Below are 21,030 nucleotides of genomic sequence, written 5' to 3' on the forward strand. Positions count from 1 at the left end.
AGTTGATAGTGGCAGCCCATGGGTCGCGTACTCGCGATCCCAAGGGCTGCCGGTCAAAACTAGAGGAAATCGCGCGGGATCGTCTGGTCCCACGTGCGCGTCGTGACGGACTTGCCGTTCTCCTTCGCCTCCAGCGTACCGGAGATGTAGAAGTTGGTGGCGTCCGAGCGCATCTCGGTCCTGCTATCAATCGTGATCATCCAGCCTTCACGCCCCATCTCATAGGTCTGGGTCAGGACATAAAGGGCCGACAGCGGATCGTCGTCGCGGATCGTCAACTCGCGCTTCAGGCTGTGGCTGAGCTGGGTGCCGATATCGTCGAAGCGCAAGATGCCTTCGCCGAACAGGCCGCCGATGCCTTCCGTGACATAGGTGGTCTCACCAGTCACATGATCCTGCGCCGTCCAGCGCCGGACGCTGCCGGGATCGAGCTGTGTGATCGGGGTGAACGGTCCGTGTGCCGGGGCTTCGAAAGCGACGGCTTTTTCCGCCTGGTCGGCGGGCCGGATCGGAAGTTCCAGCGCACTTTCGCCAGCCACGACGGACAGGGTGACCGCTGCAGGCGACGGCCAGACCATCGGCCAGTAGCCCGTTGCGATCGAGAGGCGAATACGGTGACCCTTCTCGAAACGGTAGCCGCAATCATTGAGCTTGATCGCGATCTCGTAGACTCCACCCGGAACGAGAGCCGCCGGCACATCGTGGCCGCTGCGGTGGTTCAGGTTGAAGACCTGATAGCTGACGCGCGTAACCCGGCCATCCGGCAGCACGTCGGAAAGGCGCAGGTTGACCTGAGCGACCGGCTGATCGACCGAGAACTTCAGCCGGGCGACCGGCGCGCCGAGAATGTCGACGGCCGCGTCCAATACAGCGCTGTCGAAAACGATAGCGCCGCCGTCATCCAGGCGCTGATCGGTCGGATGCTCGCCGGGGCAACCGGTGGCCATCCACTCGCCGCCCGCCTTGCCGTGGCTCTGCGGAGAGGAAACTTTGAGCGTGACAGGCGAAGTCGCCTGTTCGCCGAGCGAATGATCGGCACCGAGCGTGTACGAGCGGCACTTGATCGTCTTCGACGGCCAGCTCTCCTCGCCGACCCAACGTCCGGCGGTCGTGTCGCGCGAACCGTTTGGCTCGACGGTGTCGTTGATATAGGCGCGCAGCATGGGCTCGTTCATGATGCCGCGGTCCTTGCCCTTCAGCCAGTGATCCCACCAGCGTACGGCTTCCTGCAGGAAGCCGATGGCGGGGCCTGGTGCGCCGTCCTGCGGATAGACATGGCCCCAGGGGCCAATGATGCCACGCCGCGGCACCTGAAGGTTCTCAAGCAGGCGGGGCACGGCATTCGTATAGCTGTCTGCCCAGGCGCCAACCGCCAGCACCGGGCATTCGATCGCCGACCAGTCCTCGCAGACCGAACCATGCTTCCAGTAGTCGTCATAGCGCTGATGCTCGAGCCAAAGCGCCGGGAAGAACGGCAGCTTTTCAAGGCGCTCGATCCAGCGAGCGCGCCATTCCTCGCCCACGATCTCGGGGTCGAGCGGTCGGCTCTGGTAGGCGAGCATGATGGTGCCCCACCAGAGATTATCGTTGAGCAACAGGCCGCCCATGTAGTGGATATCGTCGGTAAAGCGATTGTCCGTCGAGTAGGCAGTGATGATCGCCTTCAGGGCAGGCGGACGACGGGCCGCGACCTGCAGGCCGTTGAAGCCGCCCCAACTCTTGCCCATCATTCCGACATTGCCGTCGCACCATGGCTGCGCGGCGATCCATGCGATCACCTCGAGCGCGTCATCCTGCTCCTGCTTGAGATATTCGTCGGCCATGTGGCCGTCGGACTCGCCCGTTCCCCGCATGTCGACGCGGATCGCGGCATAGCCGTTCTCGGCGAAATAGCCATGCATCGGTTCATCGCGGCCGCGTGTGCCGTCGCGCTTGCGGTATGGAATATATTCCAGAACCGCAGGCACCGGCGCGCCTTGCGCTCCGTCGGGCAACCAGAGCCGCGCGCCAAGGCGCACGCCGTCGCTCATCGTGATCCAGATGTGTTCTTCGATCGTCACGGTCATCATTCTTTTCCGGGTATATGGGAGAGCGTGTCAGGCGGCCGTCTGGCCGCGTGACTTCAGGACGTCGTCGAGCCAGTCGCGCCGCAGCTCCGGAACGGAACTGATCAACTGCTCGGTGTAAGGCGCATAAGGCGGCTTGAAAATTTCGGCGGTCGTGCCTTCTTCCACCACCTTGCCGTGCTGCATCACCATGGTGCGGTCCGCGAGGCGCTTAACGACGCCGAGATCGTGGGTGATGAAGAGATAGGAGACCTTGAGCTCGTCCTGGAGCTTGCGCAGCAGCTTTAGGATTTCCTCGGCCACCAGCGGATCGAGAGCGGAGGTCACCTCGTCGCAGATAATGAGATCCGGCTTCGCCGCAAGAGCGCGCGCAATGCAGACGCGCTGCTTCTGGCCGCCCGAAAGCGCGCCCGGCAGTCGCTGGCCGAAATCTCCCGGAAGCCCGATCAGGTCGAGCAACCGAGCCACCTCGGTGTTTCGCTGCTCTTCGGTCATGCCGAAGTAGAACGTCATCGGGCGACCAATGATTTCGGCAACGGTCTGCCTCGGATTGAGCGCAACGTCAGGCAGCTGATAGACGAGCTGGATGCGGCGAAGCTCCTCGCGCGAGCGGCTGCGGTAGCCCGCGGCCAGCCGGTGACCATCGAGACTGATCATTCCCGAAGAGTGCGGCGGCAGCCCGGCGATAACGCGGGCAAGCGTCGACTTCCCGGATCCGGACTCACCGACCACAGCCAAGGTCTCACCGCGCCTGATCTGGCAGGAAACGTCGGCCAGAACCTGTTTCTTGCCATAGTAGGCAACGGCATTTTTCACTTCGAGAAGAAGCGGGCCGGCCTCATGCACAGAACGATCGCCGACGATGCTCGCTTCGCGCTCCGCCACCAGCTTGCGGGTGTAGTCTTCCTTCGGCGCTTCCAGGACCTCCTCGGCGGTGCCGAGTTCGACCTTTTTACCGTGACGCAGCACCATGATGCGATCGGCGATCTGGGCGACCACGGCCAAATCGTGGGTGATGTAGAGTGCAGCGGTATTGTAGCGCTGGATCAGTTCGCGAAGCAGCGCAAGGACCTCGATCTGCGTCGTCACATCAAGCGCCGTCGTCGGCTCGTCAAGCACCAAAATGTCGGGGCGGCAGGACATCGCCATGGCCACCATGGCACGCTGCAGCTGACCACCGGAGACCTGGTGCGGATAACGGTTTGCGAAGGTTTCCGGCTCCGGCAACTGGAGCGCCGTCAGAAGCTCCAGCATCCAGGTCTGCGCTTGAGCGCGGTTCATCAGGCCATGGTAGAGCGGCCCTTCCATGATCTGCTGGCCAATCCGCTTGGCCGGATTGAAGGAGGCGGCCGCACTCTGCGCGACGTAGGCGATGCGCGCACCGCGCGCCGCTTCACGCGTCGCACGCGTGCCATCCATCATCGACACCTCGCCGATGACGATACGCCCGTCGGCGATGCGGCAGCCGCCGCGACCGTAGCCCATCGCCGCCAGGCCGATCGTCGACTTGCCTGCACCGGACTCGCCGATCAGGCCGAGTACCTCGCCGCGGGCGAGGTCGAGGTCGATATGATCGACCAGCGTCGCACCGTTTGGCGCCTTGACGACCAAACCGCGAATGGAAAGGATCGTGTCGTCGCTCATCTGTCGGCTCCCTGCATGGCGGTGCGGCTGGCCAGAAGCCAATCCACGACGAGGTTGACGCCCACCGTCAGGATCGCAATCGCGCCTGCCGGGAAAAGTGGTGCGTAGAGGCCGTACAGAATGGCCTGCTGGTTGTCCTTCACCATGCCGCCCCAGTCCGCAAACGGTGGCTGGATACCGAGTCCAAGGAAGGACAGTCCGGCCACGAAGAGGAAGGTGAAGCAGAAACGCAAACCGAACTCGGCAATCAGCGGCGGCAGGGTGTTCGGCAGGATTTCCTTGCGGATGAGCCAGCCAAGCCCTTCGCCACGCAGCCGTGCGGTTTCGGCATATTCGAGCACATTGACGCCCTGCGCGACGATACGTGCCAGACGGAAGACGCGCGTTGAATCAAGCAATGCAATGGTGACGATCAGGACCGGTAGCGACGAACCGAGCGCCTGCAGCACGACGAGCGCGGAGATCAGCACCGGAATGCACATGACGGTATCGACGATGCGCGAAAGGACCGTATCGATCCAGCCGCCGAAGATGGCCGCAAGAAAGCCGAGCGGCACACCGATCGCAAAAGACAACAGCGAAGCCGATAGCGAAACGCCGATCGACATCTGTGCCCCGAACAGCAATCGAGACACCATGTCACGACCGTTTTGGTCGAGGCCGAACCAGAAATCGGCGGACGGCGGGTCAAACGGCGCGCCCACGATCTGTTCTTGCCCATAGGGCGCAACCATCGGACCGAAAGCAAAGAAGATCAGGTTCACGGCAACGATCGTAAGGCCGATCCAGGCCGTTACGGGAATGGACTTGCGGGTATTGCTCATCGGGGATGCCTCAGGCGCGGATTGAGCGCGATGGCGGCGACATCGGCGATGATGTTGAGAACCACGTAGGCCGCACCGAACACCATGGCGGCAGCCTGCACCAGCGGCAGGTCGCGCTTGGAGACAGCATCAACCATGAAGCGACCCAATCCGTTATAATTAAAGACCGCTTCGACCAGCACGACGCCGGTGATGAGGTATGCGATGTTGAAGGCGACCACGTTGACGATCGGGGCGGCCGCGTTGGGCAAGGCGTGACGCGTGACGACGCGCTTGGTGCGCAGCCCCTTGAGATAAGCCGTCTCGATATAGGCCTGATCCATGACCGACAGAACGGCCGTGCGGGTCATCCGCATCATCTGCGCGACGGTCACGAGCACCAGCGTGAGGGCCGGCAGAGCCGTTGCCTGGATCCACTCGAGGAAGGTCATGCCGTCATAGGTGTCGGCAAGACTTGGGAGGAAATTGAAGCGGATCGAAAGGAACAGGATCAGCAACAGGCCGAGGAAGTATTCCGGCAGCGACACGAAGGCCAATGCCAGGATATTGACCACGCGATCGAAAAGGCTGCCGCGTTTGACGGCACTGATCAGGCCGAGGATGATCGCCACCGGCACGCTGATCACCGCCGCGAATGCGGCAAGAGCCATCGTGTTATAGAAACGAGGCCAAAGGAGGTCGGCAACCGGCTGCTGATTGGCGAGCGAATTGCCGAGGTCACCGGTGACGAAGCCAGTCAGCCAGGTGATGTAACGTTGCAGGATCGGTTGATCGAGACCAAGCTGTTCACGCAATACGGCAAGCGATTCCGGCGTGGCATTCTGGCCAAGGATCGCCGAGGCGACGTCGCCGGGGAGCAACTGGGTACCGGCGAAAATCAACGCCGATACCAAGAGAAGGGTCAGGATCCCGAGGGCGATCCGCCTGAGGATAAGAAGAGTCATTAGGATTCCAGCCAGACCTTTTCTGCGAGGCGTGCGCCCATGAAATTGAACATGGGATGCGTTGTCACGCCCTTCAGCTTCTTCGACGTCGCGTCGAGATAGTCACCGAACATCGGGATCATCGCGCCGCCTTCATTGGAGATCAATGCCTGGAGTTCGGCGTAGATTTCCTTACGCTTGGCCTTGTCGAGCAAAGCGCGAGCTTCGAGCAACTTCGCGTCGAAGGTCTCGTTCTTCCAATGCGTGTCGTTCTGGGCGGAGGTGGAGGAGTAGGCGATCGTCAGCATCTGGTCGGCCGTCGGACGTCCGCCCCAGTAAGACATGCAGAACGGCGCCTTCATCCAGACATTGTCCCAGTAGCCGTCGGCAGGCTCGCGCTTGATCGATACGTCGATACCGCTCTTTGCAGCGCTGGTGCGGAAGATGGCTGCCGCATCGACCGCACCCGAGAAGGCAGCGTCGGAGGCGGACAGCGACAGCTTGAGATTATCAAGGCCAGCCTGTTTCAGATAGAACTTCGCCTTCTCCGGATCGTAGGGGCGCTGCGGCAGGTCGGCTGCGTAGAACGGATCGGTGCTCGGGATCGGATGGTCGTTGCCGATGCGGCCATAACCGCGCAGCGCCGTCTTCAAGAGCTGCTCGCGATCGATCGCATGCTTGATCGCAAGGCGAATGTTGTTGTCGGTGAAGGGAGCCTGCGTGCAATCCATCAGGAACGTGAAATGCTGGCCCCCCGCCGACTGCACGATATTGAGGTTCGGGTTGCGCTTCAGCAGATCGACGGTCTTGAAATCGAGCTGGTTGATGGCGTGCACCTGGCCCGACATCATCGCGTTGGTACGAGCGGAAATGTCGTTGATGACGATGACTTCGACCGCATCGACCCAGGCCGCATTCGGCTTCCAGTAGTTCTCGTTGCGCTTGAAACGCGCACGCACGCCCGGCTGATAGGTATCGTAGACAAATGGACCCGTGCCGACCGGCTTGTTGAAGTCGGTCCAGCCGTCCGGCACGACGAGGAAGTGGTAGTCGGAAAGGATATACGGCAGGTCGGCGTTGCCGCTCGTCAGCACGATCTTCACTTCACTGTCGGACACCTTGACGACATCCGCGAGCTGAGCTGCCGTGGAACGGGCTGCAGACGTCGTTTCGCCCCGATGCAGGTTGAGCGAGTAGATGATATCATCCGCTGTCAGCGCCTTGCCGTTGTGGAACGTGACGCCCTGGCGAACCTTGAAGGTCCATTCGGTCGCGCCCGGCTTGGTTTCCCAGCTTTCGAAAAGCTCCGGAATGGCGTTGTTGTTGGCGTCGATTTCGACAAGGCCGTTCATGACCATGTAGGCCTGGTTGACCGGCACCCAATCCTTCAGAATGCGGGGATCGAAATTGTCCGTGGTGCTGCCGCCGCCAATGCCAAGCTTGAGGACGCCGCCCTTTTTTGGCTTCTCCTCGGCGGCAGCAAAAGCCGGTACGCCGAACAGCCCACCGGCCGTCGCCATGCCAAGCCCTGCAGTCCCGGCCATGAAGCGGCGGCGCGTCAATTCAAATCTGGTTTTGTTGTCGGACATTTCGTCGTTCCCTTCATTCACGGCATTTCCGCCATCGAAATTTATGCGCTTGGCCTAGCGCACATCAGCCAGCATGACCAGACCAGCAAAACACCTCTCCGGTATGACTTTTAGTCATATGGTCATGCCATTTGCGAGCATTGGTTTTTCTCTCAGCCGGGATAAAGGAGCACTCGTCGAACGGTCGAAAAATGACCTTCCGTTCGCAAAAACCTGTTCGTTTTCTGCATCGTACCGATCCTGGAGGATCAAATGAGTCTGCCGGATATCGTCGGCCTTATCGGCGCTGTCTTCTATCTTACGGCCTATGCGCTGCTGCAGCTTCGCATTCTAACTGTCGAGGACAGCAGAACAACACTGCTCAACGTCCTTGGCGGAATTTGCCTGATCTATTCGCTATCCTGCAACTTCAATCTCGGATCGCTGGTAACGCAGGTCGCCTGGCTGATCTTCACCGTCATCGGATATGTGCGTTTCCGCGTCGGGCGCGCCAGCCGCTAAACACTCTGGCGGTGGATACCTATGATTCCAAGTCATCGTAGCTACCGCCATTGCTTGCCACCAACCACTCCGACACCTCCCGCACGATCTTGCGCTGATGCCGATCCGCCGGACGCATCAGGTAGAAGTAGGCGTCGGATCGCATCAGGTGGCTGTGAACAGGAACAAGCGTGCCATTTTCGAGCTGTTCGCGGATCAGCCACGTCCAGCCAAGGGTGATGCCCAGCCCCTGTGCCGCGGCTGCCGCGCACAGGCCATAGTCGCCAAGACGCCACTCCAGCGCATTCGCGGGGGGCTTCAATTGCGCATCCTGCCACCAGTCGGACCATCCCTGCCATTCGCGCATGCTATCTTCGATAGAGATCAGCAACGGCGCATCGATATCCATGATATTGGGCGTTCCGGGCGCGGAAACGGGCACGATCTCTTCGCGCGCCAGCACCGTCAGATTGACGCCGATCGGCCGTTCCTTGCGATAAAACAGCGCCAGGTCGAATTCGTCGAGGCGCAGGTGTGCGACATCGTCCGTGACCCGCAACCGGACCTCGATGCCCGGCAGGTCCTTCTTCAGCTGCGCCAACCGCCAGAAAAACCATTGGTCCGCAATGCCGCGCGAGCAGGCGATGGTGATCTGACGTGGCCCTGACCAAGCGCGAAGTCCGTCGGTCACGGAGCTCAGTTCGCCAAGGAGCCGGCTGACGTCGGCAGCATAGCTTTCACCGATCGCGGTCAGCTGCACGCCCGACGGCAAGCGGGCAAAGAGCTTGGAGCCGATAAAAGCCTCGAGCTTGCCGATCTGTCTGCTGACGGCGCTTTGCGTCAGGCCCATTTCGTGACCCGCGCGGGAAAAGCTTCCGAGACGGGCGGCACGATCAAATACGACAAGTGCGTTCAACGGCGGCATGGAGGTGCGCCCGGCAGTCATGGTCTTCCTCTATTGAGATGGCGTGGCAGCTAGCACGACACTCCCGGCAACACAATGTTTTCCGGTCGTCGGAAGCATCAGGACGGAGATCGGGGCAAAAGGCGACAACGCGAGCGTGGATCAGGGAAGCCCCGGCGGCCCAGATCGATCCCCCTCGCGCCAGGTCGGCATATCTCAAAAAGGCAGCGGCATGCACGCAAATCGATGCTTTTCGCATGCCGGATTATCTCCTAGTCACTGGTCGGACCGCAGTGAAAGGGATAGGGGCATGGCGACGCCATTCTATTGGAACGAGCTCAACACGTATGATTTCGCCGGCCTTTCGGCCGACACGACAATCGCCATCCTGCCCATCGCATCGACCGAGCAACACGGGCCGCATCTGCCGATCGCAACCGACGTCACCATCGCCAACGGCATGCTGGCCGAGCTTCGCCGCCAGCGGCCCGACGACCTCGACATCCTTGTTCTTCCAACCCAGGAAATCGGGAAGGCCAATGAGCACATCTATGGACCGGGAACGCTCTCACTCTCGGCCGAACTGCTGATACCTGTCTGGACGGCGATCGGCGCGAAAGTGGCCGAAGCAGGTGTGCGCAAGATGGTGATCGTCAATTCTCATGGCGGCAATGTCGACATCATGAGCATCGTTGCGCGCGAACTGCGTGTGCGTCATCAGATGGCAGTCGTCTCGACGCAATGGGGCCGCTTCGGGCATCCCGACGGCATGATCAGCGACCACGAGTCGCGATATGGCATCCACGGTGGAGAGGTCGAAACGTCGCTCATGCTGCATTTCCGGCCGGATCTCGTCCGCATGGAGAAGGCAGAGAACTTCGTGTCCAAGGCCGAATGGATGCGCGAGCAATCGAGGTTTATCCAGCCGCTTCCGCCGCATTCACTGGCCTGGATCGCGCACGATCTCAATGCCAACGGCGTGGTGGGCGACGCGTCACTCGGAACCGTCGAGAAGGGAGAAGCGATCTGCCGCCATCAGGTGCAAGGCTTTGTCGAACTTCTCCGCGACCTGAAGCGCTATCCCCTCACAAATCTCTATTCCCGCTAGACCTCAGGCGGCCGACGGCCTGTCGGGAGCGATATGTCCCTTGGACCGCAGTTCCTGAACGAGACCGGCCAGCTCGGCCAGCAAGTATTCCACGAACAGGCTGGTTGCCGCGTCGAGCGGCGCGCGGGCACGGGCAAACAGCTTCATCGGCTGGTGCCGCCCGTGCGGCTCGGCGATCGGCCGGAAGACAAGTTCGCCGGCGCGGCATTCGGTAATCACGTCGAGCGGATTGAGCAGGGTCAGGCCAGCGCCGCATTTGACGAGTTTCTTCAACATTTCCGATGCATTGCTCTCCAGAACCGGCTCGACGGATACGTCGAGCCGCGCAAGTGCAAGGTTGATGACATCGCGAAGGCTCGTGCCCGATTGCGCGAGCACCAGCCTCTCCTGAACGATGTCGCCAAGATTGATCGGCCCCGGCCCGATCAAGCGATGCCCAGGCGGCAGCACGACACCGATCGGAATGTCGAAGTTGCCGAGCGTGCGGATCCCCGGGGTCGCCGGAATATTGAAACCAAGGCCGATATCGACATCGCCTGACAACACCGGATTGACCGTGGTCGTGCCGGCATCGTTCCTGATCTGGAAATAGACGCGTGGATGCTCCGACTGGAATCGCGCGATGATCTCCGCAAGCGGCCCTGACGCCAGGCCGACGGTCGTGACCAGCCGGACCTTTCCGGCCTGCTGCATCTTCAGGCTTCTGATCCGCCCTTCCAGCCGGTCGTAGTTTTTCAGAACCTCCCGAATATGTTCGATGCACATTTCGCCGGCCGCCGTCAGCCGCAGCCCGCGCGGCAATCGTTCAAAGAGCGGCGCGCCGATCTCTTCTTCAAGCGCCAGAATCTGCCGGTTGATGGCGGATGAGGCGACGTTCAAGTGCGCCGCGGCCTTGCGGATCGAGCCCGTGCGGGCGATCTCGTTGAGATAGAGCAGCTTCCTGGAATGCAGCATAAGACCCCTCATTGCATCAATTTTAAGCTCTACGCACAAATTAGGCACAGGCCCGTCAAGAGATGCCAAAAAGGCATCGTTGCGCACGAATTTTGATGCTTTTCAAACAGCAACGCAACCGCTCAAATGAAGAAAATCGGACGCCGAAGAGCGCTCGAACGGCCTAAAAAGGGGAACGCCGATCATGTCCAAAATATTGAATAACATGGCATTCATCGCAGCCTTGGGAGTTGGGTTCACCGCTGCGGTCGCAGCTCCCGGCTATGCGCTGGACAAAGTCAGCTATGGCACCAACTGGCTGGCACAGGCAGAACACGGGGGCTTCTATCAGGCCGTGGCCGACGGCACCTACGCCAAGCATGGCCTCGACGTGACCATCGTACAAGGCGGCCCGAACGCGGCAAACACCGCTCTGCTCATCTCCGGCAAGATCGACTTTTATATGGGTGGCCCGCAGGGCGAACTGTCGGCCGTTGAGCAGGGCATTCCGCTCGTCGACGTCGCCGCCATCTTCCAGAAGGACCCGCAGGTTCTGATCGCTCATCCGGACGCCGGCATCGAGAAATTTGAGGATCTTGCCAAGCTGAAGACCCTGTTTCTCGGCAAGGACGGCTATCTCACCTACTTCGAGTGGATGAAGGCGAACTACCCGGGCTTCAAGGACGAGCAATACAAGCCCTACAACTTCAACCCCGGCCCGTTCCTTGCCGATAAGGAATCCGGCCAGCAGGGCTACCTGACCTCCGAACCCTACGAGATTCAGAAGCAGACCGGCTGGGAGCCGAAGGTGTTCCTGCTCGCCGACAACGGCTACTCCCCCTACTCGACGATGATCACCACGACCCAATCCGTGATCGACACCAAATCGGACGTCGTGCAGCGCTTCGTCGATGCCTCGATCGAGGGCTGGTACAACTATCTCTACGGCGACAACAGCAAGGCAAACGAGCTGATCAAGAAGGACAATCCGGAAATGACGGATGGTCAGATCGCTTACTCCATCGCGAAGATGAAGGAGTACGGCATCGTCGAATCCGGTGACGCCCTCGACAAGGGGATCGGCTGCATCACTGACGCGCACTACAAGAAGTTCTTCGCCGAGATGGTCGGCATCAAGGTACTCAAAGCCGACACTGATTACACCAAGGCATACACCACGAAATACGTCTGCAAGGGCGTCGGCATGGGCCTCAAGAAGTAAGCTGCCACATGGCTCTTGCCGCCTCTTGCGGCGGGACCGCTTCCCTCATGAAAAGAGACAGGCGATGCCTCTAGCCTCAGCCCAGATCCCGGCCAGCAAGGACGCGCGCAGGAGACCGCTTGTTTCCATGCAATCGGTCTCGAAGGTCTTCTCCAGCGGGACGATCGCCCTGTCGGGCATGTCGCTGACGGTGGAAAGCGGCGAATTCATCAGCCTGCTTGGACCGTCGGGGTGCGGGAAATCGACGGCACTGCGCATCATTGCCGGCCTCGGCGATGTCTCTTCCGGAACCATCGACTGGCCAAGTTCGCGCATCAATGCGCGCGGTTTGCCGGAAGGCGACATCAGCTTCGTCTTCCAGGAGCCGACGCTGATGCCGTGGAAGAACGTCTTTGACAACGTCCACCTTCCGCTGAAGCTGCGCGGCATATCGAAGGCTGCGGCGCGCGAGGAGATCCTGGCGTCTCTGGCGACGGTCGGCCTGCAGGACTTCGCAGAAGCCTATCCGCGCGAACTCTCCGGCGGCATGAAGATGCGCGTGTCGATAGCGCGCGCACTGGTCACCAAGCCGAAGCTGCTCCTGATGGACGAGCCTTTTGCAGCGCTCGACGAAATCACCCGCCAGAAACTCAATGACGATGTCCTGAGCCTCTGGAAAGAGACCGGCATCACGGTGATCTTCGTTACGCACTCGGTCTTCGAGTCCGCCTATCTCTCCAACCGCATCGTCGTCATGAAGGCCCGCCCGGGGCGCGTCCATGCCGACCTGCCGCTCGTCATCAGCCTCGAGCGAGACGCCTATTACCGCAGCTCCGAAGAATATCGGCAGGCCTGCGAGACCGTCTCGCGGTCGCTGATCGGCGCGATCAATGCCGCGAAGGAGAACCCATGAGCACGGATGCTGCCGAAACGCCGATCGCGTCGCCACCAAGCCCGATGACGGCAAAGCGGCGCGACCTTGCCCTGCGGATTACGGTGCCGTTCGCCACCCTTGCGATCCTCGTCATCGCCTGGGGTCTCTACGTCAAGCTGTCAGGTGTCGCACCCTACATCCTGCCCGGCCCCGGCGCCGTGGCGAGCGCCTTCGTCAACGATTGGGGAACGCTGGCGCCCGCGCTCTGGGTGACAACCAAGATCACAATCATGTCGCTGCTGCTCGCGCTCATCGGGGGCGTCGGCTTTGCCATCTTTCTCGTGCAATCGCGGTGGATCGAGATCGCCTTCTATCCGCTGGCGGTGATCCTGCAGGTGACCCCCATTGTCGCGATCTCGCCACTGATCCTGATCTATGCGCCGTCGACGCAGGTCGCACTGCTGATCTGCGCTTTCTTGGTCGCCTTCTTCCCGATCCTCTCCAACATGGTGCAGGGACTGAAAAGCGTGGATCACAATCTGATCAACCTGTTCGAGCTCTACGGCGCCTCGCGCTGGCAAACGCTGCTCTATCTGAAGCTTCCGGCAGCGCAGCCCTATTTCATGACGGGCCTGCGGATTGGCGGCGGGCTCGCGCTGATTGCCGCCGTTGTTGCCGAGTTCGCAGCCGGTTCGGCGGGCGCCGGCTCCGGCCTCGCCTTCCGGCTCCTGGAAGCTCAGTACCGCATGAACATCCCTCGCCTCTTCGCCGCGCTGCTGATGCTCTCGCTGCTCGGGGTGGCGATCTTCGCGATCACGTCCTTCATCTCCTGGCTCAGCCTGCATCGCTGGCATGAGAGCAGCCTCAAGCGGGAAAACTGATGACATACTCCTTCATGTCGCCTCCGAATGCCGGTCGCTTCGTCCTGAGCAATGCGACGCTGCCAGCGATCGCCGTCGAAGGCTTCAACGCGCCGGCAATCGAGGGCCTCGTGCGAGCCGATATCGTCATCGAAAACGGTCTTGTCGCAGCGATCCTGCCGGCCGGCAGCGCTCCTCTGGAACTGGCGAAATCCGATCTTCGCGAAGGCATGGTCTGGCCTTGCTTCGCCGACGTGCATACGCATCTCGACAAGGGGCATATATGGGGACGCAGCAGCAACCCCGACGGAACATTCATGGGCGCGCTGCAGGCTGTGGGCGCCGACCGCGAGGCGCATTGGTCGGCCGACGACGTGCGCAAGCGAATGGAGTTCGCGCTTCGCTCCGCCTATGCGCACGGGACAAGCCTGATCCGCACGCATCTGGACTCCGCTGCCCCCCAGCACCGGATTTCCTTCGAGGTCTTTGCCGAAATGCGGGAAGCCTGGAAGGACAAGATCGCCCTCCAGGCCGTCGCCCTCTTCCCAATGGATGACATGGTCGATGAGGCCTATTTCGCCGATCTCGTCGCGGTCATCCGCGATGCGGCCGGACTGATCGGCGGCGTCACCAAGATGGGCTCGAACCTCGCCTCGCAGCTCGACACACTTTTTCATGCGGCGGCCGAGAACGGTCTCGACGTCGATCTTCATGTCGACGAAACGGATGATCCCGGCGCGGAGACCTTGAAGGCGATTGCCGAGGCCATTCTTCGCAACCGCTTTGCCGGCAAGGTGACGGCCGGCCACTGCTGCTCGCTGGCAAGACAGGACGACGGCATTGCCGAGCGGACCGTCGAGCTGGTTGCCAAAGCCGGTATCTCGATCATTTCGCTGCCGATGTGCAATGCCTACCTGCAGGATCGCCATCCGAACCGGACACCGCGCTGGCGCGGGGTGACCCTGTTCAAGGAGCTCGCTGCAGCCGGCGTCACGACGGCCGTCGCATCCGACAATACGCGCGATCCATTCTACGCCTATGGCGATCTCGATGCGGTCGAAGTGTTCCGCGAAGCGGTGCGCATTCTTCATCTCGATCATCCGCTGGATACGGCCGCGCGTGTCGTTACCACCTCGCCCGCCGACATCGCCGGGCGCCCCGACATCGGCCGCATCGGCATCGGCCGGCCCGCCGATCTTGTGCTCTTCAGCGCTCGTCGCTGGAGCGAATTTCTGTCCCGCCCGCAGTCTGACCGCGTCGTGCTTCGCCGCGGCAAGGTCATCGACCGCAGCCTGCCTGATTACCGTGAACTCGATAGCGTCGTTGGAGCCTGACATGCCGGATTATCAGAAGATCAAGAAGGAACTCGAAGGCATCGCCATCGAGGACAATCCGGCGCTCGTTCGTCAGAAAAGCCGCGATTTCTATTGGTATTCCCCGATCCTGAAGGCGCAGCTCGATGGCGTGACCGCCGATCTGGTCGTGACGCCGAAGAACGAGGCAGAGGTCATCCAGACCCTCAAGGTGGCCTTCGCCCATGGCGTGCCGGTAACGCCGCGGGGCGCCGGCACCGGCAATTACGGCCAGGCCATGCCACTCTCCGGCGGCATCGTTCTCAACCTCGCGGCGATGGACAAGATCAAGGAGATCCATCCGGGGCGCGTAATCTGCGAACCTGGCATCGTCATCGCCCAGCTCGACAAACAGACCAAGGCACACTCGGGCCAGGAACTGCGCTTCCATCCGTCGACCGCGCAAACCGCGACGATCGGCGGCTTCATTGCCGGCGGTTCGGGCGGCGTCGGCTCGATCACCTGGGGCGGGCTTCGCGATATCGGCAACATCATCCGCCTGCGCGTTGTCACCATGGAGGCCGAGCCACGGGTGCTCGATCTCACCGGCTGGGACCTGCAGAAGGTCAGCCACGCCTATGGCACCAACGGTATCATTACCGAAATCGAGATGCCGCTCGCGCCCGCCTATGACTGGGTGGACGTGCTGGTGGGCTACGACGACTTCATGGCGGCCGTGCGCTACTCGGACGCGCTGGCAAAGTGCAACGGCATTCTCGTCAAGGAGATTGCGCCGATCGCTGCACCCATCCCGCACGAATACTTCACGCGGCACAAACCCTATATTCGCCAAGGCCAGTCGGTCGTCGTGCTGATGATCGCACCTCACTCGATGGATGCCTTCAGCGCCTTCACCGCGGCCCAGAAGGGCGAGATCATCTTCCGCTCCGACAAGGTTGAGAGCATGAAGGGTATTCCGCACGCCTATGAGCTTGCCTGGAACCACACGACGTTGCGGGCGCTCAAGGTCGATCCCACTTTCACTTACCTGCAGGTCCAGTACCCGGGCCCGGACCATGTGGCGAAGGTAGCCAAGATGGTTGAGATCTTCGGCGACGAGGTACCCGGCCACCTCGAATTCATCAAGTTCGACGGCCAGATCCAGTGCTCCGGGTTGCCATTGGTGCGTTACACGAGCGAAGAGCGCTTGGAGGAGATCATCAAGATCCACCAGGATCACGGATGCCCAATCTTCAATCCGCATCGCTACACGCTGGAAGAAGGCGGCATGAAGCAGACCGACAAGGTGCAGCTGGCCTTCAAGCACGAGACGGATCCGCAGGGTTTGCTCAACCCCGGCAAGATGATCGCCTGGGAGAACCCGAACTTCGACTTCTCCGCCGGCAAGAACTACCTCTTTCCCGGGCTGGCCGCCGTGATGGAGGCCTCGTGAGAGTTCTCGTCCTTCACTCGCATCCGGTGGAATCAAGCTATGGCAACGCGCTTTACCGCCAGACGCTGGAAAGCCTGAAGGCCGCAGGTCATGAGGTCGATGACTGCAATCTCTATGCGGAAGATTTCGATCCGGTCCTGTCTCGCCGCGACAGGTTGATCTACCACGACTATCCCGAGAATACCGAGCTGGTGAAAGGTTACGTCGACCGGCTGAAAGCCGCGGAAGGACTGGTGATCGTCACGCCGGTCTGGAATTTCGGCTTTCCCGCCATCCTGAAGGGCTATTTCGACCGCGTCTGGTTACCGGGCGTCTCCTTCGAGCTCGTCGACGGCAAGGTCGAATCCAGGCTACGCCACATCCGCAAGCTCGGCGCTGTATTGACCTACGGCGCCACACCGTTTCGGGCCTTCGTCGCCGGCAATCCGCCGAAGAAGATCGTCAAGCGCGTGCTGCGCGCGCAGATCAATCCCGTGCGGCCGGTTACCTTTCTCGCTCACTACGACATGAACAACTGTACCGACCAGACACGAGCTGCCTTCCTCGGCAGGGTGAAGGCGGCGATGGAACGGTTCTGACGCGAGACTGCCCCTCTGATCAGATCACCTTGGCGGCGGTTACCTCGACTTCGACCAGAAACTCCGGCCGCGTAAATCCGCCGACGACGATCAGCGTCGAGACCGGCTTGGGATCGAGCGTGAACCGATCGCGCACCGCCATGTAGGCGGGAAAGTCCTCTCTCCGGGTGACAAAACCCGAGATGCGGATGACATCGGCAAAGGTCATGCCGGCTTCCTTGAGGATCGCGTCAATCGCCTTGAAGCAGATTTCGGTCTGCGCTGTCACATCATCGGGAATGACGTCATCGACACCGATCCCAAGTTGCCCCGATGTGACCAGAAGCGACGCTCCCGGGCCGACGAGAAGACCGTGATTGTAGTTCCCGAACGGCTTGCGAACGGAGGTGGGATTGAGTGCGTTCTTCATAAAACACCATGCGAACAATGAGTTGCAGGTTCCGAAGTGTAAGAATCAATCCCGCCCGGTCAAGCCGGCATCGCCGAGGCGGGAGCAGAATTTGCCTGCCATCCTTTTCTACCCTTCCCGCGCGCTCGAATGGTCAAGACAGGACGGCTGTCGCAAGGATTTCCAGCCGGATGCCGGGCGAAAGAAGCTCTGTGACCACCGTTGCGCGCACCGGATAAGGTGCGCTGAAGAATTCACCGTAGACCCGGTTCATGCCGGGCGCATCCGTGCGATCGATAAGGTAGGCCTGTATCTGGACGACATCGGCGAGTGTCCCGCCGACCGCCTGCATCGCCTGCCGCAAGTTGGAGAGCACCTGGCGCGTCTGTGTCTCGATGTCGCCGGTCACGAGCTCGCCCGTCTCCGGGTTCTTGGCGATATGGGCGGAACGGACAATATTGCCGGCCTTCACCGTGCCGCTCAGTGGAGCCTTGGAGGCAAATATGCCCGTTTCAACTTTCTCAACCATGCTTATTCCTTGGGAACGTGATCTTGGGCGAGGCAATGCCGCCGACTGATTATCGCTTCACTTCGCCGAGTACGGCATGCGCGAGGACCTCAATACGCAGCCCAGCGGACAACAGTTCCTTGACGACGACAGTCGCGCGGACTGGATAAGGCGCCTGGAAGAATTCTGTATAGACCTTGTTCATGCCCGCAGAATCGGTCTTCTCGATGAGGAAGACCTGCATCTGCACGACGTCAGCGAGCGTACCGCCGGCGGCCCGGATCGCCTGGTCGAGATTTTGGAGCGTGCGGCGGGTCTGGGTCTCAATATCCCCCGTAACGATCTCCCCGGTGACGGGATCCTCCGAGATATGCACCGACCAGACGAGATTGCCGGCACGGACCGTATCGCTGACGGGGAGGTCGGATTCGCCCATGCCGGTATCGATCAATTCAAACATGTCATTTGTCTCCGCAAATATAGTTGGCCTGCTTGCTACGCCGGAATGGCGTCGAAGCGCGTCACGAACTTGGTGTTGAGGTAGCCGTCGAAGGTCTCTTCGCCGCCCTCGCTCCCATAGCCGCTATCGTTGATGCCGCCGAACGGGGTTTCCGGCAGTGCAAGGCCGAAGTGGTTGATGCTGACCATGCCTGCAGCGAGCGCGCGGGAGGTGTGCTGCGCCTGGCTGCTCGACCCAGTGAAGACATAGGAGGCGAGGCCGAAGGGCAGGCTGTTGGCGCGACGAATGACCTCTTCGAAATCCCCAAACGGCGTCACTGCCGCGATCGGGCCAAAGGGCTCCTCGTTCATCAGCTGCAACGCATCGGTTCCTCCAGCCACCACCGTTGGCGCATAGAAGAAGCCGGCGTTGCCTATGCGATGGCCGCCCGTCACGATGTCGGCCCCCTGGTCGCGTGCATCTTGCACGAAGGCTTCCATCGCGCTCACGCGTCTGGCGTGGCAAAGCGGTCCCATCTGTACGCCTTGCTCGAAGCCACCGCCCACCTTGGTCTGCCCGACCTTTTCTGCAAATCGCGAAAGAAAGCGGTCGTGAGCCCTCGCCTGCACATAGAAGCGCGTGGGCGAAACACAGACCTGGCCTGCATTGCGCACCTTCTGCGCGGCAAGCGCATCGGCCGCGGCATTTATGTCCGCATCGTCAAAGACGATCACAGGCGCATGGCCGCCGAGTTCCATGGTCGTGCGCTTCATGTGCTTGCCGGCCAGGCTTGCAAGCAGCTTGCCGACCTCGACAGAGCCGGTAAACGAGATCTTCTTGACTTCGGGCGCCGCCAGCAGCGTTTCGGAGATGTGCGCGGACTGTCCCCAGACGATATTGAGGCAGCCATCCGGCAGCCCGGCTTCCTGCATCAGGCGGCCAATCGCAACCGTCGAGGACGGTGACTCCGCCGGCCCCTTGAGGATGACGGTGCAACCGCTCGCCAACGCGGCAACGACCTTGCGCAATGCCTGGCTGAAGGGGAAATTCCAGGGCGTGAACGCAACGCAAACGCCAGCCGGTTCGCGCAGAACGAGCTGCTGCACGCGCGGGTCGCGAGACGGAATGACGCGGCCATAGATGCGCCGGGCCTCCTCTGCGTGCCAATCGGCGTGATCGGCGGCGAACCGGATCTCGCCGATCGCCTCGGCAAGCGGCTTGCCCTGGTCACGCGTCATGCTGCTGCCTATCTGCTCCGCATGGCTGCGTGCAAGGTCAGCAAAGCGGCGCAGGATCAGGCCGCGCTCAAGCGCGGAGCGATCCTTCCATGCCTCGAATGCCCGCTGCGAGGAAGCGACCGCCTCCGCCAGATCCTCGTCGGTCGCGTGCGGCAGATGGCCGATGACCTGACCGGTTGCGGGGTCGACCACATCGCCACATTTGGCGGCGTCATAGATCCATCGCCCCCCGATCAGCATACCGAGGCGCTCGTAGGCGAATGATGTGTTTTCGGATGTCATGTCCGTCCTGCCTTACGCAACATAGCCCTGTGAGCGGGCCCAAGCGAGCGTATCATCAAGCGCCAATCCCATGCGGGTCATGAGATCGGCGATCTGCTCTTCGGTGATGATCATGGCTGGGCAAAGGCTGACCATATCGCCCAGGCCGCGGGTCAGAACACCGCGACTGGTGGCGAATTTTCCAGCGTGATTAGCGACCTGCCAGGCCGGTGGGAAGTTTTCCTTGGTCGCCTTGTTTTGCACGAATTCCAGTCCGGCGACGAGGCCGACGCCCCGCGCCTCGCCGATCAGCGGGTGTTCGCCAAGCTTGCGGATGCCTTCCTGGAAACGCGGCGTGATCGAGCGAACGTGGGAAACGATGTCAATCTCCTCGTAGATTGTCAGCGCCTCGAGAGCGACCGCGGCGGCGACGGGATGGCCGCCGTAGGTGAAGCCATGGGAGAAGGAGCCGATCTTGCGGCTCTGCTCGACCAGAACGTCGGCGATCTTTTCGTTGATCATCAGGGCCGAGATCGGCATGTAGGCGGCCGACAGCTGCTTGGCGCAGCTGATCATGTCAGGTTTGATGCCGTAGGTCTGCGAGCCGAACATATTGCCGGTGCGGCCGAAACCGCAGATCACTTCATCGGCGACGAGAAGGATGTCGTATTTCTGCAGAACCGCCTGGATCTTCTCAAAATAGGTCTTTGGCGGCGTGATGACCCCACCCGATACCATGACGGGTTCGGCAAAGAAGGCGGCGATCGTATCAGGACCTTCCTCGAGGATCAGTGTCTCGAGGTTCTTGGCCATACGCGTAGAGAAATCCTCTTCCGTCTCTCCCTCCTCGGCGAAGCGCCAGTAATGAGGGCAATCGGTGTGCAGGATGTTGGCGATCGGCAGGTCGAAGTCCCGATGGTTGAATGGCAGCCCCGTCAGGCTGGCCGTCGCAACTGTCACACCGTGATAGGCCTTGCGGCGTGAAATGATCTTTTTCTTGGCCGTACGCCCCAGCGCATTGTTGTAGTACCAGATCAGCTTGATCGCAGTGTCATTGGCCTCGGAACCGGAGCCGGCGAAGAACACCTTCGACATGGGCAACGGCGCGATGGAGAGCAGTTTTTCCGCCAGCCGAATACCGGGTTCCGTCGATTTGTGGGCAAACGAATGATAGAACGGCATGGCCTTCAACTGTCGCGTCGCTGCCTCGACCAGCCGAGGTTCGCTGAAGCCGAGGCCCGCGCAGAACAGGCCAGCCAAGCCCTCGATATAGCGTTTTCCCTCGTCGTCGGTCACGTAGATGCCGTCACCGCCAGTAATCACGTGCGGCCCCACCTCCTGATGCACAGCAAGATTGGTGTAGGGATGGACAAGCGTTTGCTTGTCGAGTGCGTGGAGGGAATTCGGACGTTCGTTCATGGCAGGCTCCATCTGCATTGCGCAGGCATATTGCAAAGGTTGGGCAAT

General features: G+C 61.1%; 20 protein-coding genes. 8 read left to right on the plus strand and 12 right to left on the minus strand.

Annotation, left to right across the window (positions count from 1 at the left end):
• Positions 1–59 precede the first annotated feature (59 nt).
• Genes A6U87_RS21200 through A6U87_RS21220 form a run of 5 tightly spaced genes read right to left on the minus strand, consistent with a single transcriptional unit; the run spans position 60 to position 7,046 of the window.
• Positions 60–2,066: a CocE/NonD family hydrolase gene (locus A6U87_RS21200; protein ID WP_065693273.1), complete on the minus strand. Its 2,007-nt coding sequence runs from the start codon at positions 2,064–2,066 to the stop codon at positions 60–62.
• Between the two features lie 30 nt (positions 2,067–2,096).
• On the minus strand, positions 2,097–3,710 hold the full coding sequence (locus tag A6U87_RS21205; protein WP_065693274.1) for an ABC transporter ATP-binding protein: 1,614 nt from the start codon (positions 3,708–3,710) through the stop codon (positions 2,097–2,099).
• Entirely contained in the window at positions 3,707–4,534 is an 828-nt protein-coding gene (locus A6U87_RS21210; protein ID WP_065693275.1) for an ABC transporter permease, read from the minus strand. Before A6U87_RS21210 ends, A6U87_RS21205 begins: the two co-directional genes overlap by 4 nt.
• Positions 4,531–5,478 carry an ABC transporter permease gene (locus tag A6U87_RS21215; protein ID WP_065693276.1) on the minus strand — a complete coding sequence of 316 codons (948 nt, stop codon included), beginning with the start codon at positions 5,476–5,478 and terminating at the stop codon, positions 4,531–4,533. The genes A6U87_RS21210 and A6U87_RS21215 overlap by 4 nt, the downstream gene beginning before the upstream one ends.
• On the minus strand, positions 5,478–7,046 hold the full coding sequence (locus A6U87_RS21220; RefSeq protein ID WP_065693390.1) for an ABC transporter substrate-binding protein: 1,569 nt from the start codon (positions 7,044–7,046) through the stop codon (positions 5,478–5,480). The genes A6U87_RS21215 and A6U87_RS21220 overlap by 1 nt, the downstream gene beginning before the upstream one ends.
• Before the next feature lie 252 nt (positions 7,047–7,298).
• Between A6U87_RS21220 and A6U87_RS21225 the strand changes: the two genes are divergently transcribed.
• Positions 7,299–7,547 carry a cyclic nucleotide-binding protein gene (locus A6U87_RS21225; protein ID WP_065693277.1) on the plus strand — a complete coding sequence of 83 codons (249 nt, stop codon included), beginning with the start codon at positions 7,299–7,301 and terminating at the stop codon, positions 7,545–7,547.
• A gap of 19 nt (positions 7,548–7,566) precedes the next feature.
• Here the strand turns inward: A6U87_RS21225 and A6U87_RS21230 are convergent, their stop codons facing one another.
• Positions 7,567–8,472, minus strand: a complete 906-nt coding sequence (locus tag A6U87_RS21230; protein ID WP_065693278.1) for a LysR family transcriptional regulator — start codon at positions 8,470–8,472, stop codon at positions 7,567–7,569.
• A 268-nt stretch (positions 8,473–8,740) separates the two neighbouring features.
• Between A6U87_RS21230 and A6U87_RS21235 the strand changes: the two genes are divergently transcribed.
• Positions 8,741–9,538, plus strand: a complete 798-nt coding sequence (locus A6U87_RS21235) for a creatininase family protein (RefSeq protein WP_065693279.1) — start codon at positions 8,741–8,743, stop codon at positions 9,536–9,538.
• Positions 9,539–9,541: 3 nt separating this feature from the next.
• On the opposite strand, the gene A6U87_RS21240 is transcribed toward A6U87_RS21235, so the two are convergent.
• Positions 9,542–10,492 carry a LysR family transcriptional regulator gene (locus A6U87_RS21240; RefSeq protein ID WP_065693280.1) on the minus strand — a complete coding sequence of 317 codons (951 nt, stop codon included), beginning with the start codon at positions 10,490–10,492 and terminating at the stop codon, positions 9,542–9,544.
• Between the two features lie 205 nt (positions 10,493–10,697).
• On the opposite strand from A6U87_RS21240, the gene A6U87_RS21245 reads away from it, so the two are divergent.
• From A6U87_RS21245 to A6U87_RS21270, 6 genes are all read left to right on the plus strand, one after another.
• Positions 10,698–11,693, plus strand: coding sequence for an ABC transporter substrate-binding protein (locus A6U87_RS21245; RefSeq protein ID WP_244499555.1), 996 nt, complete (start codon positions 10,698–10,700; stop codon positions 11,691–11,693).
• A 64-nt stretch (positions 11,694–11,757) separates the two neighbouring features.
• The gene (locus A6U87_RS21250) at positions 11,758–12,585 is read left to right on the plus strand and encodes an ABC transporter ATP-binding protein (protein ID WP_065693282.1); all 828 of its coding nucleotides are present in this window, start codon (positions 11,758–11,760) and stop codon (positions 12,583–12,585) included.
• The gene (locus A6U87_RS21255) at positions 12,582–13,427 is read left to right on the plus strand and encodes an ABC transporter permease (protein ID WP_065693283.1); all 846 of its coding nucleotides are present in this window, start codon (positions 12,582–12,584) and stop codon (positions 13,425–13,427) included. The genes A6U87_RS21250 and A6U87_RS21255 overlap by 4 nt, the downstream gene beginning before the upstream one ends.
• Positions 13,427–14,740 carry a cytosine deaminase gene (locus tag A6U87_RS21260; RefSeq protein WP_065693284.1) on the plus strand — a complete coding sequence of 438 codons (1,314 nt, stop codon included), beginning with the start codon at positions 13,427–13,429 and terminating at the stop codon, positions 14,738–14,740. Before A6U87_RS21255 ends, A6U87_RS21260 begins: the two co-directional genes overlap by 1 nt.
• A 1-nt stretch (position 14,741) precedes the next feature.
• Positions 14,742–16,151 carry an FAD-binding oxidoreductase gene (locus tag A6U87_RS21265; RefSeq protein ID WP_065693285.1) on the plus strand — a complete coding sequence of 470 codons (1,410 nt, stop codon included), beginning with the start codon at positions 14,742–14,744 and terminating at the stop codon, positions 16,149–16,151.
• Positions 16,148–16,729, plus strand: coding sequence for an NAD(P)H-dependent oxidoreductase (locus tag A6U87_RS21270; RefSeq protein ID WP_065693286.1), 582 nt, complete (start codon positions 16,148–16,150; stop codon positions 16,727–16,729). The genes A6U87_RS21265 and A6U87_RS21270 overlap by 4 nt, the downstream gene beginning before the upstream one ends.
• 19 nt (positions 16,730–16,748) lie before the next feature.
• Here the strand turns inward: A6U87_RS21270 and A6U87_RS21275 are convergent, their stop codons facing one another.
• The 5 genes from A6U87_RS21275 to A6U87_RS21295 form a co-directional block, all read right to left on the minus strand.
• Positions 16,749–17,138: a RidA family protein gene (locus tag A6U87_RS21275; RefSeq protein ID WP_065693287.1), complete on the minus strand. Its 390-nt coding sequence runs from the start codon at positions 17,136–17,138 to the stop codon at positions 16,749–16,751.
• Positions 17,139–17,271: 133 nt separating this feature from the next.
• On the minus strand, positions 17,272–17,646 hold the full coding sequence (locus A6U87_RS21280) for a RidA family protein (RefSeq protein ID WP_065693288.1): 375 nt from the start codon (positions 17,644–17,646) through the stop codon (positions 17,272–17,274).
• A 49-nt stretch (positions 17,647–17,695) separates the two neighbouring features.
• Positions 17,696–18,085 carry a RidA family protein gene (locus A6U87_RS21285; RefSeq protein WP_065693289.1) on the minus strand — a complete coding sequence of 130 codons (390 nt, stop codon included), beginning with the start codon at positions 18,083–18,085 and terminating at the stop codon, positions 17,696–17,698.
• Positions 18,086–18,120: 35 nt separating this feature from the next.
• The gene (locus A6U87_RS21290; RefSeq protein ID WP_065693290.1) at positions 18,121–19,584 is read right to left on the minus strand and encodes an NAD-dependent succinate-semialdehyde dehydrogenase; all 1,464 of its coding nucleotides are present in this window, start codon (positions 19,582–19,584) and stop codon (positions 18,121–18,123) included.
• Between the two features lie 12 nt (positions 19,585–19,596).
• Complete coding sequence (locus A6U87_RS21295) at positions 19,597–20,982, minus strand: aspartate aminotransferase family protein (protein ID WP_065693391.1); 1,386 nt, start codon at positions 20,980–20,982, stop codon at positions 19,597–19,599.
• Positions 20,983–21,030: the final 48 nt, after the last annotated feature.

The organism is Rhizobium sp. AC44/96, from assembly GCF_001692185.1.
GTDB lineage: Bacteria > Pseudomonadota > Alphaproteobacteria > Rhizobiales > Rhizobiaceae > Rhizobium.

What these genes read in the sequence shown, in the direction of transcription:
- A6U87_RS21200 (WP_065693273.1), bottom strand. Translation starts at nt 2,066, where the DNA reads ATGACCGTGACGATCGAAGAACACATCTGGATCACGATGAGCGACGGC.
- A6U87_RS21205 (WP_065693274.1), bottom strand. Translation starts at nt 3,710, where the DNA reads ATGAGCGACGACACGATCCTTTCCATTCGCGGTTTGGTCGTCAAGGCG.
- A6U87_RS21210 (WP_065693275.1), bottom strand. Translation starts at nt 4,534, where the DNA reads ATGAGCAATACCCGCAAGTCCATTCCCGTAACGGCCTGGATCGGCCTT.
- A6U87_RS21215 (WP_065693276.1), bottom strand. Translation starts at nt 5,478, where the DNA reads ATGACTCTTCTTATCCTCAGGCGGATCGCCCTCGGGATCCTGACCCTT.
- A6U87_RS21220 (WP_065693390.1), bottom strand. Translation starts at nt 7,046, where the DNA reads ATGTCCGACAACAAAACCAGATTTGAATTGACGCGCCGCCGCTTCATG.
- A6U87_RS21225 (WP_065693277.1), top strand. Translation starts at nt 7,299, where the DNA reads ATGAGTCTGCCGGATATCGTCGGCCTTATCGGCGCTGTCTTCTATCTT.
- A6U87_RS21230 (WP_065693278.1), bottom strand. Translation starts at nt 8,472, where the DNA reads ATGACTGCCGGGCGCACCTCCATGCCGCCGTTGAACGCACTTGTCGTA.
- A6U87_RS21235 (WP_065693279.1), top strand. Translation starts at nt 8,741, where the DNA reads ATGGCGACGCCATTCTATTGGAACGAGCTCAACACGTATGATTTCGCC.
- A6U87_RS21240 (WP_065693280.1), bottom strand. Translation starts at nt 10,492, where the DNA reads ATGCTGCATTCCAGGAAGCTGCTCTATCTCAACGAGATCGCCCGCACG.
- A6U87_RS21245 (WP_244499555.1), top strand. Translation starts at nt 10,698, where the DNA reads ATGGCATTCATCGCAGCCTTGGGAGTTGGGTTCACCGCTGCGGTCGCA.
- A6U87_RS21250 (WP_065693282.1), top strand. Translation starts at nt 11,758, where the DNA reads ATGCCTCTAGCCTCAGCCCAGATCCCGGCCAGCAAGGACGCGCGCAGG.
- A6U87_RS21255 (WP_065693283.1), top strand. Translation starts at nt 12,582, where the DNA reads ATGAGCACGGATGCTGCCGAAACGCCGATCGCGTCGCCACCAAGCCCG.
- A6U87_RS21260 (WP_065693284.1), top strand. Translation starts at nt 13,427, where the DNA reads ATGACATACTCCTTCATGTCGCCTCCGAATGCCGGTCGCTTCGTCCTG.
- A6U87_RS21265 (WP_065693285.1), top strand. Translation starts at nt 14,742, where the DNA reads ATGCCGGATTATCAGAAGATCAAGAAGGAACTCGAAGGCATCGCCATC.
- A6U87_RS21275 (WP_065693287.1), bottom strand. Translation starts at nt 17,138, where the DNA reads ATGAAGAACGCACTCAATCCCACCTCCGTTCGCAAGCCGTTCGGGAAC.
- A6U87_RS21280 (WP_065693288.1), bottom strand. Translation starts at nt 17,646, where the DNA reads ATGGTTGAGAAAGTTGAAACGGGCATATTTGCCTCCAAGGCTCCACTG.
- A6U87_RS21285 (WP_065693289.1), bottom strand. Translation starts at nt 18,085, where the DNA reads ATGTTTGAATTGATCGATACCGGCATGGGCGAATCCGACCTCCCCGTC.
- A6U87_RS21290 (WP_065693290.1), bottom strand. Translation starts at nt 19,584, where the DNA reads ATGACATCCGAAAACACATCATTCGCCTACGAGCGCCTCGGTATGCTG.
- A6U87_RS21295 (WP_065693391.1), bottom strand. Translation starts at nt 20,982, where the DNA reads ATGAACGAACGTCCGAATTCCCTCCACGCACTCGACAAGCAAACGCTT.